Origin of the sequence: Streptococcus pseudopneumoniae, from assembly GCF_038148935.1 — a bacterium.
In the GTDB taxonomy this organism is placed as follows: Bacteria; Bacillota; Bacilli; order Lactobacillales; family Streptococcaceae; genus Streptococcus; species Streptococcus pseudopneumoniae_U.
Genome location: NZ_JBBJZX010000063.1, coordinates 1 through 11,777, shown reverse-complemented (window position 1 = coordinate 11,777; position 11,777 = coordinate 1). Strand labels below are relative to the sequence as shown.

Genomic DNA, 11,777 nt, shown 5'->3' with positions numbered 1-11,777 from the left:
TTGAACAAGAAGGGAGATTATCTATGAAACTATTGTTTAGAAATCAAGCTTATCGACTCTTAACTTTGTCACGATTCTTCAATGCTTTTGGTGCTTCGATTTTTAATCTGGTCTTTATCGTCTATGCATCGACCTTGCCACAAGCCTCGTTTGCTGTTGCTATGGCGAATATTGTCATGATTCTTCCGACTCTCTTTACAGTTTTTGTAGGGATTCGGGCAGATTACACGAGGGACAAGGTCAAATGGATGGTCTATAGCGGTTTGTTTCAGGCGGTTTTATTTTTTCTGGCAGCCCTAGTTGTTCAGCAAGCTAGTCTCTTTGCCTTTTCTAGCTTGTGTTTAATCAATGTCATTAGTGATGTCATCAGTGATTTTGCAGGTGGTTTGCGCATGCCTCTTATTAAGGAAAAAGTAGCTGAAGAGGATTTGATGGAGGCTTATTCTTTTTCCCAGTTCATCACTTATATTTCAGCTATTGGGGGTCAAGCTTTCGGAGTCTGGCTCTTAGGTCTATCGGTCAATAATTTTTCTCTCGTTGCGGGAATCAATGCCTGTTTTTTCCTAGTATCAGCCGTTATCCTCTTTTTAGGAAGAAGCAAATTGAGTCTGTCAATGTCATCTGCTGATGGTGAATCACTAAAAAATGAGAAGCTTTCTATCAAAGACCAGTTCCTAACAATTTACCGAAATTTACGTCTCGTTTTTCTTAAAAGTGGACAGAAAAACTTTGGTTTTATGCTCTTTGCTGTCTTGCTTATCAATGCCTTGGGTGGCGCTTTGGGTGGAATTTATAATATCTTCTTTTTGAGCCATTCTCTCTTGAATTTTTCTTACACAGAGGCACTATTTATCAATCAATTCTGTGTTTTAGTAGCAGTCATCATCAGTAGCCTTACGGGCAATGATTATTTTGGGAAGCAGTCCTTGCCTAGATTGATGATGTGGGTGACCGTAGGACTCAGTCTAGTTGGTCTAGCTAATTTATTCAATCAAGTCGTACTTGGTTTACTATTTCTCTGTTCAACTCTGTATGTGTCTGGTAAAGTTCAACCAAAGATTAGTGCCATGCTCATGAAAAATCTAGCTCCAGAGGTTCTAGCTCGTACCAGTAATTTTTTAGGTTTATTGTTTACCTTGTCCATACCTGTGGGAACAGCCTGTTTTTCACTAGTAGCCGTATGGAATATACAGTTGACTTGGATGCTATTTGTTGGTTTTTCCTTGCTAGCTATTTTTTTGACAGTTATTAATCTCAAAAATGATATCTAAATCCTAATTTTTTTCTCACTGTTTTAATCCCTCTATTTATGGTAAAATAAGACTATTAAGTTTAAAGAGGATTCCCTATGAAATTACAAAAACCAAAAGGAACGCAGGATATTCTACCTGCTGAATCTGCCAAGTGGCAGTACGTTGAGGGCTTTGCCCGTGATATTTTCAAGCGCTACAACTATGCAGAAGTGCGCACGCCTATTTTTGAGCATTACGAGGTCATCAGTCGCTCTGTCGGAGATACAACGGATATCGTAACCAAGGAAATGTACGACTTTTATGACAAGGGTGACCGTCATATTACCCTCCGTCCAGAAGGAACAGCGCCAGTTGTCCGTTCCTACGTGGAAAATAAACTCTTTGCTCCAGAAGTGCAAAAGCCAAGTAAGTTCTACTACATGGGCCCTATGTTCCGCTATGAGCGTCCACAGGCAGGGCGTTTGCGCCAATTCCACCAGATTGGTGTTGAGTGTTTTGGCTCTAGCAATCCAGCTACCGATGTGGAAACCATCGCTATGGCAGCTCATTTCTTGAAAGAAATCGGCATCCAAGGTGTCAAATTACATCTTAACACTCTTGGAAATCCTGAGAGCCGTGCAGCCTACCGTCAAGCCTTGATTGACTATTTGACACCGCTCAAGGAGACCTTGTCTAAGGATAGCCAACGTCGCTTGGAGGAAAATCCTCTCCGTGTCTTGGACTCTAAGGAAAAAGAAGACAAGGTAGCAGTAGAGAATGCGCCGTCTATCTTGGATTTCCTTGATGAAGAAAGCCAAGCCCACTTTGATGCCGTCCGTCAGATGTTGGAAAATCTTGGAGTAGACTACATCATCGATACCAATATGGTGCGTGGTCTGGACTACTACAACCACACCATTTTCGAGTTTATCACTGAGATTGAGGGCAATGACCTGACAGTCTGTGCGGGTGGTCGTTACGATGGTTTGGTTTCTTACTTTGGAGGCCCTGAAACTGCTGGCTTTGGTTTTGGACTTGGTGTAGAGCGTTTGCTTCTCATTCTTGAAAAGCAAGGTGTGGCTCTCCCTATCGAAAACGCCCTAGATGTCTATATAGCAGTCTTGGGTCAAGGAGCAAATGTCAAGGCTTTGGAATTGGTACAGGCTCTTCGCCAACAAGGTTTCAAAGCAGAGCGTGATTACCTCAACCGTAAACTCAAAGCTCAGTTCAAGTCAGCCGATGTCTTTGCGGCTAAGACTCTCATCACTCTAGGAGAGAGTGAAGTCGAAAGCGGACAAGTGACAGTCAAGAATAATCAAACCCGAGAAGAAGTTCAAGTGTCACTTGATGCTATCAATCAAAATTTCTCAGAAATCTTTGAAAAATTAGGCTTTTAATAGTAGAAAAACTGGTCAGGACCTTACTCCTGACCTTTTTCTTTTGCAAAATGACAAAAATCATAAACTTTTTGACAAATATGCTTGTCAAAAAGAAAAAGATGTGTTACAATATAAGCAAGTTAAGAAATAGGAGGGAGCCACATGTGGGTATGGATTTTGTTTCCTTTTCTCGTCTTGATTTATATGAGTCAATCTAAGAAAATCAAGCGGTTAGAGAAGAGGTTAAAGGTAATCGAAAGAAAAGAGAAAGGAAACGCAGAAATGTCGAGATTATTGCAAGAAATGATTGGAAAGAAACCAACAATCATTGGAGAACTATTTGGAACAAATTTTTGGGAAGTTGTGGATGTTGATGAGGAATGGGTCAAGCTACGATACGTAGATAAGACGGGAAAAGAAAAAATCAAGTTGCAACGTATTGAGGATATCCAAACAGTTGAATTTGACGGAGAGTAGGTGTGTAACATGCAACTTAAAAATCGTCTAAAAGAGCTTCGGGCTCGCGATGGTCTCAATCAAACCGACCTAGCCAAGCTGGCAGGGGTTTCCAGGCAGACCATTAGTCTACTAGAACGGGATGAGTACACCCCGTCCATTATCATTGCCCTGAAAATATCTCAAATTTTCAACGAAACAGTCGAATCAGTATTTCGCTTGGAGGAGGACGAGTGATGAACAAGTATAAAGTGATTTATTACATGAGTGTTCTTGCCCTCATTGTGAATGCTTTCGCTATGATTGGAACATTACTGGGGTGGTTCTATTTTGTTGAAAGTAAGTATTTATTTTGGGTTAACTTAGTCCTCTTGTCCATTTTCAACTGGTTGAAGAAGAAGGAGAAAAATGATGAACAAGTATAAAGTAATCTATTATGTAGTTGCCATAGCTCTATTAGTCAGCCTGTGTCTACTAATTGGAACAAATCTAGGATGGTTTGATCTCTATTACAGCGACCAATTTATCTGGGCCTACTTTGCTCTTATCCCAGTCGTTGACTGGATTGAAAAGAAATCCAAAAATCTAGCAAGTGAATAAGGAGAATGAATATGAAAAAGAAAAAGAAACGTGGATTGTTGTTTTTAATGTGTGTTGTCTTGGGAGCTTTCTTGGGCATGTTTGTAGGGATGTTTAAGGCTGTTGCCGAATCCCACGGAATTATGTTAGATGTAAAAATCTTGATACCATGGATATCAGCTATTTGTTTAGTGTTAGGTTTCATTAGCATTCTTTTGACATTCAATTTCTTAAAGAAAAGCAGAAAATTTCATTCCTTGTATCAAGAGGAAATGGATGATGATCTGAATGAAACCTATTATGTGCAAATGTATCGGAATCTCGAGTTTGGAACCATTGCTTTTAATATTGCAAGCGTAGCGATTTTATTGGCTCTTTTCATCTCAGGTAGTGAAGTGATTGTACCAAATAGAAGCAATCTAACCTTATCTCTTTCTTTTTTGGGATTAGTGCTGATTTTCAGTGTTCAAAAATATCTTTTTAAGACCATTGCGATTGTTCGTCAGTTTGATTTGGCATTTTTCTCAACACCAAAGGATGTCTTAGAGTATGTAAATTCTTATGATGAAGGGGAGCGACAAGCTAATTTAGAACAGAGTTTTCGGATTTTATTCCAATTAAATCAGTATGTCTTACCAGCCTTATATATTTTTCTTTTTATCATTTCTTTCTTGACAGGAGAGATTCAGTTACTAGCCTTCTTGCTTGTAGGAGCAATCCATATTTATATCAATGTGATGCAGTTACCTATGGTAAAACGCTATTTCAAATAAAGGAGTTTCTATGATTCGTGTTGAAAATGTAAGCAAAAGTTTTGGGAGCAAAAAAGCTCTTCATCAGATTTCTTTTGAGATTAAGGAGGGAGAAATCTTTGGTTTTCTTGGCCCTTCTGGCTCAGGTAAAACAACCATGATCAATGTCTTAACAGGTCAGTTGGCTGCAGATCAAGGTAACACAGTTTTGTTAGGCAAGAATTCTCAAGATTTAACTTCAAATGATTTGGAACAAATCGGTATAGTTAGTGATGGCAGTGGTTTTTATGAAAAGATGAGTCTTTATAAAAATCTTCTCATCTATGCTAAGTTATATGGTCTCAAGTCAGATAGAGTAAATCAGGTACTCCAACAGGTTGGATTGGCAGATGCTAAAGATATTATCGCAGAAAAACTATCTACAGGAATGAAACAACGAATGTTCTTGGCTCGTGCCCTTCTGAATGCACCTAAGATTCTCTTCCTAGATGAGCCAACCAGTGGCTTAGACCCTACAACATCCAAGATGATTCATACCCTACTTCAAGAATTAAAGCAGGCGGGGACAACTATCTTTCTGACCACGCATGATATGAATGAAGCAACTCTGCTTTGTGATCGCTTATCTCTTTTAAATAAGGGAAACTTAATAGAGTATGGAAGTCCGCAAGATATTATCCAGAAGTACCATGTGGATAAGAAAGTACGTGTGGTTTATAACGATGGACGAGAACAGATAGTTCCATTTGAAGAATTACCACATTTAGACACGACAGATTTGATGATGGTCCACTCTTGTGAGCCGACACTAGAAGAAATCTTTATCAGATTGACAGGAGAAAAGTTAGATGTTTAGAAAATTAAATGCCCTACTATGGTTAAGATTACAAGTCCTTATTAGCAATTCATCTTTGTTGGCGACTCTATTGTTGCCTTTTGGACTGACTGTTTTATATAATGAATTTTTAAATAAGAATGGACAATTGAGCCTATTTTTTCTATCTGCTAGCTTGACGATGGTCTTGAGCATGGGAAGTGGTTATATGGTATCGATTATGATGGCAGAAGATAAGGAAAAACGAAATCTTAAATCACTCCTCCTAAGTGGTGTGACAGCAACAGAATATACTTTCAGTATGCTCGTTCTCCCTATTCTGATAATGTTACTTGCTATGATTGTGCTTCCCATCTATCTTAAAGTAGATCTATCAGGTTATTTATTTGCCTACGTTATCTATTTGCTCCTAGCAACGATTAGTATTATTTTTCTCAACCTTCTAATCGGTGCGGTGTTAGATACTCAATCTAAAGCGCAAGTTTATAGTATCTTCCCTATGTTAATTGTCTCTTTTTTACCTATGATTGCTTCTCAAAATGATACGGTTCAAAAAGTGTTGGATTACTCGTTCGTTGGTCCTATTGTAAATCTTTTAAATAAAAAAGGTGGAGAAATATCTTTTTCTAACATCGGTATGTTACTTGCCTGGGTACTTGTATTAGGAATAGCGAACCTCTTTGTATTGAAAAATAGCTATAAAGCAAGATAGGAGACCTTTATGAAATTACTTAAAAACCTCGGCTGGTTTCTTCTAGCTGTTCTATCCTTTTTATTCATCTATGGCTTCATTCAGGTGCTCGCGACTACGTCGCTTGCCTTAGGCGGTTCACCCTATGCTGTGACCTTGCTCTACGTGGCCTTGGCTGGAGTTTATGTGTACGGCATTTACAAATGGTATCAGAAAGGTCCTGTTCGTATTGAGAAGAGTGGCTTCAACCGATTTATTTGGCTTCCTGTCTTGGTTTGGTTCTTATCTCTTGTTGTCCAGTTTTTCTTGCCAAATGATCCTTCAGTAAATCAGCAAATAGCGATAGACTTGACTTTGTCTCAACCACTTTTCTCATTCTTTGCGGTCGTTATTTTTGCTCCTTTGACGGAAGAACTTATCTTTAGAGGGATGTTAGCACGCTACCTCTTTCCTAAGCAGGACAATAGTAAACAAACTCTGATTTTTCTTCTGGTATCTAGTCTTCTGTTTACCTTGATTCATTTCCCAGGTGATGTGCAACAATTTTTTGTCTATTTTAGCCTTGGTTTTAGTTTGGGCTTGGCTTATATTAGCAGAAAAGGTCTGGTCTACAGTATTTCTCTTCACGCTTTGAATAATTTAGTCGGCTTTTTGATGATTCTCATGCTATAATAGAGTCAGGAGGTCACATGAAACGAGTAATTTTATTAGCAGTGATTCAAGCAGTTGTTCTATTTTTCATTATCGGGGCACTAGCTTATGCCTTCAAAGGCGATTTCTTCTACAATTATCTAGCAGTTGTCTTTGCCCCTATTGCAGGTGTACTGCGTTTTGGGACGGCTTACATAACGGAAATTGTCTTGCCTCGAAAGGCAGCCGAAATTGCTGAAAAGCGTAAAGCAGGCAACAATTCAAAATAAAAGAGTCCGGTGAACTTCATCGGATTTTTTGTATGGGCGCTAATTTTTAAAGACTGGCAAACTTTTCTGCTGATTTTCATGAAGAGCCTGCGCTTTTATGGTAAAATAGTAACAGAATAAAAGAGGAGAGAAACAATGAAACGTAGTATGTATGCTGGTCGTGTTCGTGAGGAACACATCGGACAAGAAATAACCTTGAAAGGATGGGTTGGCCGTCGTCGTGACCTTGGTGGTTTGATCTTTATCGACCTTCGTGACCGTGAAGGAATCATGCAGTTGGTTATCAACCCTGAAAAAGTCTCTGCAGAGGTTATGGCAACAGCTGAAAGCCTTCGTAGCGAATTTGTTATCGAGGTGACTGGTCAAGTTGCTGCGCGTGAGCAAGCCAATGATAAGTTGCCAACTGGTGCAGTTGAGTTAAACGTGACGGCTTTGACAGTGCTTAATACAGCTAAGACAACACCATTTGAGATTAAGGATGGTATTGAGGCCAATGACGATACGCGTTTGCGTTACCGTTACCTTGACCTTCGTCGTCCAGAGATGTTGGAAAATCTCAAACTTCGTGCTAAGGTGACCCACTCTATTCGCAACTACTTGGATGAGTTGGAGTTTATCGACGTGGAGACACCATTTCTTTCTAAGTCAACGCCAGAAGGGGCGCGTGACTACTTGGTACCATCTCGTGTTAATAAAGGACATTTTTACGCTCTTCCACAAAGTCCACAAATCACTAAGCAATTGTTGATGAATGCTGGTTTTGACCGTTATTACCAAATCGTTAAATGTTTCCGTGATGAGGACTTGCGTGGTGACCGACAACCTGAGTTTACCCAGATCGACTTGGAAACGTCCTTCCTTACTGAGCAAGAAATCCAAGATATCACAGAAGGTTTGATTGCGCGCGTGATGAAGGAAACAAAAGGCATTGAAGTCACTCTGCCTTTCCCACGTATGAAGTATGATGATGCTATGGCTCTTTACGGTTCTGATAAACCTGATACCCGTTTTGACATGTTGCTTCAGGACTTAACAGAAGTTGTCAAAGGTGTAGACTTTAAAGTCTTTTCAGAAGCACCTGCCGTTAAAGCAATTGTAGTCAAAAGAGCTGCGGACAACTATTCACGTAAAGACATCGACAAGATGACGGAAGTAGCCAAACAGTATGGTGCCAAAGGTCTTGCTTGGGTCAAGGTGGTTGATGGAGAATTAAACGGACCCGTTGCCAAGTTCTTGACTAACATCCAAGCAGAATTGACAGCAGCACTTGCTCTTGAAGATAAGGACTTGGTTCTCTTTGTGGCGGATACGCTTGAAGTAGCTAACGCAACTCTTGGTGCCCTTCGTGGACGTATTGCCAAAGAGCTTGGCTTGATTGATAACGATAAATTCAACTTCCTTTGGGTGGTTGACTGGCCAATGTTTGAATGGTCTGAAGAAGAAGGCCGTTACATGAGCGCCCACCATCCATTCACACTTCCACAGGAAGAGACTGCTCACGAATTAGAAGGTGATTTGGCTAAGGTTCGTGCCATTGCTTACGATATCGTCTTGAACGGTTATGAGCTTGGTGGTGGTAGCCTTCGTATCAATCAAAAAGACCTTCAAGAACGCATGTTCAAGGCTCTTGGTTTCTCAGCCGAAGAAGCAAATGACCAGTTTGGCTTCCTTCTTGAAGCCATGGACTATGGTTTCCCACCACACGGTGGCTTGGCTATCGGTCTTGACCGCTTTGTCATGTTGCTTGCTGGAGAAGAAAATATCCGTGAAGTCATTGCCTTTCCTAAGAACAACAAGGCAAGTGACCCAATGACACAAGCTCCATCAACAGTAGCACTCAAACAACTAGAGGAACTAGAGATTCAATTGAAACCCTCTTGCTTTAATGTTTGAAATGTTGAGTAGAAGAAGATGAAACAAGCAAAACGAATTAAGCGGTGGCGCTATTATCTGCGCCGCTTTGCTTATCAGATAAAAATTTTACGTGTCTTACAAAGCATCTCTCGTGAGAAATATGATGAGAAGATTTCGGCCTCTCTGGTCTATGGATTTTTATCAGCAGTAGCGGTCAATTTCTTTTTCCAACCGGGGCATGTGTATTCGAGTGGTGCGACAGGTTTGGCACAGATTATCTCTGCCTTGAGTAATCACTGGTTTGGTTTTCATATACCAATTTCGCTAACCTTTTACGCCATTAACTTCCCTTTGATGGTCTTGGCCTGGTATCAGATTGGCCATAAGTTCACCGTCTTTACATTTATCACGGTGTCTATGAGTTCCTTCTTTATCCAGTTTGTCCCTGTGGCAACCTTGACGGAGGATCCCATTATCAATGCCCTTTTTGGGGGCGTTGTTATGGGCTTGGGGATTGGTTTTGCTCTTCGCAACAATATCTCCAGTGGGGGAACGGATATCGTCAGCCTGACCATTCGCAAGAAAACAGGTAAGAATGTCGGTAGTATTTCTTTCTTGGTAAATGGGACCATCATGCTGATAGCAGGTTTGACCTTTGGTTGGAAATACGCTCTCTACTCTATGATTACCATCTTTGTCTCTAGCCGTGTGACAGACGCTGTCTTTACCAAGCAAAAACGCATGCAGGCCATGATTGTGACCAATCATCCAGAGAAGGTAATTGAGAAAATCCATAAAAAATTGCACCGCGGCGCAACCATGATCCACGATGCAGAAGGAACCTATAATCATGAGAGAAAGGCAGTTTTAATCACTGTCATTACACGTGCAGAGTTTAATGAATTTAAACAGATTATGACACAAGTGGACCCAGGTGCCTTTGTCTCTGTATCAGAGAATGTTCATATTCTAGGAAGATTTGTTGAGATAGATAACTAGTGACTAGTACTTAAAATGAGTCTTCCCACAATAAAACGCATACTATCAAGTTTTTAAACACCTGATAGTATGCGTTTTTGCTTTTAAAGATTTTTTGACCAGCCTCTTATTTTTCAATAATTTTGTGGGCAATCAACTGGCGGTAGCAGATTTGTCTATTTTCTTTAGAATCATTGATGATACAGAGAATAGTTTCTAAAGAAGTGCGTCCAAGGGCTAGGCTATTGATATCTATATATGCTGCCAAATTGAGCTTGGGATTAACCGAGTCAAAGCTGAGAACAGGGACATCCAGCTGGTGTTTGGCAATATAGTCACAAACACCTTCAGCTAGGAGACTATCGGTTGTGATGATAGCATCAATTTGTGGATCGTGCTTGAATAATCGCTTGCTAAATTTATAGCCCTTTTCTTCCAGAAACTCGTCTGCAAAGTAGATGCGATTGTTGTCAGTGGTAAGTTTGTAATGTTTAAGCGCCTGTTCATAGCCTGTTAAACGGTCTTTGGTCACGAAGAGCTTTTTACTTCCTCCGATAAAGGCAATTCGTTTGCAGCCTTTTTTGATGAAATATTCTGTCGCATCAAAACCAGCTTGAACATTGTCGTTGTCGACAAGTGGGATGAAAGGAGATAGAGATTTACCTAAGATAAGGAAGGGGAACTGTTCTTCTGCGACGAGTTTTACGAGAGGGTCTTCTTCTTGGGCATAGAGAAAGATTAGCCCATCTACACGCTTGCCGTAGACCATTTGTGAAATAGCGTTGAGACGCTCCTTCTCATCTTTCCCTGTTGCGATCTGAATGGCATAGTGGTTTTCAGATGCGACTTGAGAGATGCCACGTAGAACCGATGGAAAGAAAGGATTCTGGTAGAAGGCGTCTGAGTCATCAGGAAGAACCAAACCAATCACCTGAGTATAGCTACTTACCAAGCTGCGAGCATTGAGGTTGGGATGGTAATTGAGCTCTTTCATAGCCTTACGAACGCGTTTTTTTGTTTCGTCGCTAATGGTTGATTTATTTTGAATAACACGGGTTACGGTTGAAGGTGAAACACCAGCAGCCTTGGCCACGTCTTTAATCGTAACGGGCATAAAAATCTCCTATTTATGGTAATCTGGATCACGGAAATGTGTTTTATAAAAGATAGTGACCAGATACAGAACAAAAAGAATATTTTGTACAGTAATGAGGGTTGACATATTTTGGCCAAATAATCCCAAAATAAGTGTAATCAGAGTCGGCAATCCTAAACAATTCAAGATAAAATGGTAGCACTCTTTAAAGGTTCTAAATGAAAAGAGGCGTGATTTCTTAGTGATATAAAGGAGAAGACTCGCTCCTAGAGAGACGATAAAGAAATTCAAACCAAAGAGGAAGCTCGCACCGAGAACTAGGAAGAGACTGATATAGACACGATTCTGCTGGTACCAGTCTTTAGAAATTGCTTGGGTCAAGCTGTCCTTACTTTTGAAACTCTCAGTCTGAATCGCTCGGTAAGAGATTCGGGTCAGTTCCTTACTTTCCTTGCTGATGATCAGCTCATTTGTATCGAAATGCAGTTGCAAGTCCTTCGGGAACTCCTTACTTGGGCTTGGACCAATCACAACAGAAGGCGCTTGATTAGCTGTTCCTGTATAAGTTAATGTGCCATCAACAATTCTAGCATGTTCAGAGAGATCCTGGATAACCTCATCTGTCAGAGGTTCATAGACATTATCGATAAAAGTTTCTAGCGGATAAGTCTCCTGTGAGCTGTTTTGGATGGCAATGGGTACCATAGACAAGCTGATAAGGAAGATACTGGTAAAGAGAAGTTGAAACCAGTTGAGTCCGAAACGTTTGGACAGGGGCTTACGAAATCCCCAAATACTTGAAAAATAGGAAAATGGATATGGAAGCATAGGTATCTTTCTAAAAGGTGTTTTCTATATGAGTATTATTATATAGAGAAATGTGCTTTATTTCAAGTCTAGGAGAAAAATTGCTTGTTGTAAGGACATTACTTACAGTAACAATCGTTAATACTCAATGAAAATCAAAGAGCAAACTAGGAAGCTAGCCACAGGTTGCTCAAAACA

15 protein-coding genes are annotated in these 11,777 nt (G+C 40.3%); 13 read left to right on the top strand and 2 right to left on the bottom strand.

The features are described from left to right. Positions 1-23: 23 nt before the first annotated feature. The 13 genes from WKI42_RS07475 (at position 24) to WKI42_RS07415 (ending at position 9,697) form a co-directional block, all read left to right on the top strand. Positions 24-1,271, top strand: a complete 1,248-nt coding sequence (locus tag WKI42_RS07475) for a transporter (RefSeq protein ID WP_368081584.1) — start codon at positions 24-26, stop codon at positions 1,269-1,271. 77 nt (positions 1,272-1,348) lie between these two features. Continuing rightward, positions 1,349-2,629: a histidine--tRNA ligase gene (hisS, locus tag WKI42_RS07470; protein ID WP_368081583.1), complete on the top strand. Its 1,281-nt coding sequence runs from the start codon at positions 1,349-1,351 to the stop codon at positions 2,627-2,629. A 144-nt stretch (positions 2,630-2,773) separates the two neighbouring features. Beyond that, a complete protein-coding gene (locus WKI42_RS07465; protein WP_173253475.1) occupies positions 2,774-3,088 on the top strand; it encodes a hypothetical protein in 315 nt (104 codons plus the stop codon). Between the two features lie 9 nt (positions 3,089-3,097). Continuing rightward, the gene (locus WKI42_RS07460; RefSeq protein WP_001176227.1) at positions 3,098-3,304 is read left to right on the top strand and encodes a helix-turn-helix transcriptional regulator; all 207 of its coding nucleotides are present in this window, start codon (positions 3,098-3,100) and stop codon (positions 3,302-3,304) included. Next, positions 3,304-3,492, top strand: coding sequence for a hypothetical protein (locus WKI42_RS07455; protein ID WP_049513531.1), 189 nt, complete (start codon positions 3,304-3,306; stop codon positions 3,490-3,492). Before WKI42_RS07460 ends, WKI42_RS07455 begins: the two co-directional genes overlap by 1 nt. Next, positions 3,479-3,667, top strand: coding sequence for a hypothetical protein (locus WKI42_RS07450; RefSeq protein ID WP_138701918.1), 189 nt, complete (start codon positions 3,479-3,481; stop codon positions 3,665-3,667). Before WKI42_RS07455 ends, WKI42_RS07450 begins: the two co-directional genes overlap by 14 nt. Positions 3,668-3,678: 11 nt before the next feature. Then, positions 3,679-4,419 carry a DUF3169 family protein gene (locus WKI42_RS07445; protein WP_368081582.1) on the top strand — a complete coding sequence of 247 codons (741 nt, stop codon included), beginning with the start codon at positions 3,679-3,681 and terminating at the stop codon, positions 4,417-4,419. A 10-nt stretch (positions 4,420-4,429) separates the two neighbouring features. After that, positions 4,430-5,254 carry an ABC transporter ATP-binding protein gene (locus WKI42_RS07440; RefSeq protein WP_368081581.1) on the top strand — a complete coding sequence of 275 codons (825 nt, stop codon included), beginning with the start codon at positions 4,430-4,432 and terminating at the stop codon, positions 5,252-5,254. Next, the gene (locus tag WKI42_RS07435; RefSeq protein ID WP_368081580.1) at positions 5,247-5,945 is read left to right on the top strand and encodes an ABC transporter permease; all 699 of its coding nucleotides are present in this window, start codon (positions 5,247-5,249) and stop codon (positions 5,943-5,945) included. Before WKI42_RS07440 ends, WKI42_RS07435 begins: the two co-directional genes overlap by 8 nt. 9 nt (positions 5,946-5,954) lie before the next feature. After that, complete coding sequence (locus WKI42_RS07430) at positions 5,955-6,596, top strand: type II CAAX endopeptidase family protein (RefSeq protein WP_368081579.1); 642 nt, start codon at positions 5,955-5,957, stop codon at positions 6,594-6,596. A gap of 17 nt (positions 6,597-6,613) precedes the next feature. Continuing rightward, entirely contained in the window at positions 6,614-6,844 is a 231-nt protein-coding gene (locus WKI42_RS07425; protein ID WP_000832181.1) for a hypothetical protein, read from the top strand. A gap of 135 nt (positions 6,845-6,979) precedes the next feature. Further along, complete coding sequence (gene aspS, locus WKI42_RS07420; protein ID WP_173306493.1) at positions 6,980-8,737, top strand: aspartate--tRNA ligase; 1,758 nt, start codon at positions 6,980-6,982, stop codon at positions 8,735-8,737. Positions 8,738-8,755: 18 nt separating this feature from the next. After that, on the top strand, positions 8,756-9,697 hold the full coding sequence (locus WKI42_RS07415) for a YitT family protein (RefSeq protein ID WP_173218843.1): 942 nt from the start codon (positions 8,756-8,758) through the stop codon (positions 9,695-9,697). A 106-nt stretch (positions 9,698-9,803) separates the two neighbouring features. On the opposite strand, the gene WKI42_RS07410 is transcribed toward WKI42_RS07415, so the two are convergent. Further along, positions 9,804-10,790: a LacI family DNA-binding transcriptional regulator gene (locus WKI42_RS07410; protein WP_001145438.1), complete on the bottom strand. Its 987-nt coding sequence runs from the start codon at positions 10,788-10,790 to the stop codon at positions 9,804-9,806. A gap of 9 nt (positions 10,791-10,799) precedes the next feature. Then, positions 10,800-11,600 (bottom strand): DUF1189 domain-containing protein, encoded by an 801-nt coding sequence (locus WKI42_RS07405; protein ID WP_173234499.1) that lies wholly within the window; start codon positions 11,598-11,600, stop codon positions 10,800-10,802. Positions 11,601-11,777 lie beyond the last annotated feature (177 nt).

Bases quoted from the DNA above. Each gene is read 5' to 3' on its own strand.
- WKI42_RS07445 (WP_368081582.1), top strand. From the start codon at position 3,679: ATGAAAAAGAAAAAGAAACGTGGATTGTTGTTTTTAATGTGTGTTGTC.
- WKI42_RS07465 (WP_173253475.1), top strand. From the start codon at position 2,774: ATGTGGGTATGGATTTTGTTTCCTTTTCTCGTCTTGATTTATATGAGT.
- WKI42_RS07415 (WP_173218843.1), top strand. From the start codon at position 8,756: ATGAAACAAGCAAAACGAATTAAGCGGTGGCGCTATTATCTGCGCCGC.
- WKI42_RS07430 (WP_368081579.1), top strand. From the start codon at position 5,955: ATGAAATTACTTAAAAACCTCGGCTGGTTTCTTCTAGCTGTTCTATCC.
- WKI42_RS07410 (WP_001145438.1), bottom strand. From the start codon at position 10,790: ATGCCCGTTACGATTAAAGACGTGGCCAAGGCTGCTGGTGTTTCACCT.
- WKI42_RS07455 (WP_049513531.1), top strand. From the start codon at position 3,304: ATGAACAAGTATAAAGTGATTTATTACATGAGTGTTCTTGCCCTCATT.
- WKI42_RS07450 (WP_138701918.1), top strand. From the start codon at position 3,479: ATGAACAAGTATAAAGTAATCTATTATGTAGTTGCCATAGCTCTATTA.
- WKI42_RS07435 (WP_368081580.1), top strand. From the start codon at position 5,247: ATGTTTAGAAAATTAAATGCCCTACTATGGTTAAGATTACAAGTCCTT.
- hisS (WP_368081583.1), top strand. From the start codon at position 1,349: ATGAAATTACAAAAACCAAAAGGAACGCAGGATATTCTACCTGCTGAA.
- WKI42_RS07425 (WP_000832181.1), top strand. From the start codon at position 6,614: ATGAAACGAGTAATTTTATTAGCAGTGATTCAAGCAGTTGTTCTATTT.
- aspS (WP_173306493.1), top strand. From the start codon at position 6,980: ATGAAACGTAGTATGTATGCTGGTCGTGTTCGTGAGGAACACATCGGA.
- WKI42_RS07405 (WP_173234499.1), bottom strand. From the start codon at position 11,600: ATGCTTCCATATCCATTTTCCTATTTTTCAAGTATTTGGGGATTTCGT.
- WKI42_RS07460 (WP_001176227.1), top strand. From the start codon at position 3,098: ATGCAACTTAAAAATCGTCTAAAAGAGCTTCGGGCTCGCGATGGTCTC.
- WKI42_RS07475 (WP_368081584.1), top strand. From the start codon at position 24: ATGAAACTATTGTTTAGAAATCAAGCTTATCGACTCTTAACTTTGTCA.
- WKI42_RS07440 (WP_368081581.1), top strand. From the start codon at position 4,430: ATGATTCGTGTTGAAAATGTAAGCAAAAGTTTTGGGAGCAAAAAAGCT.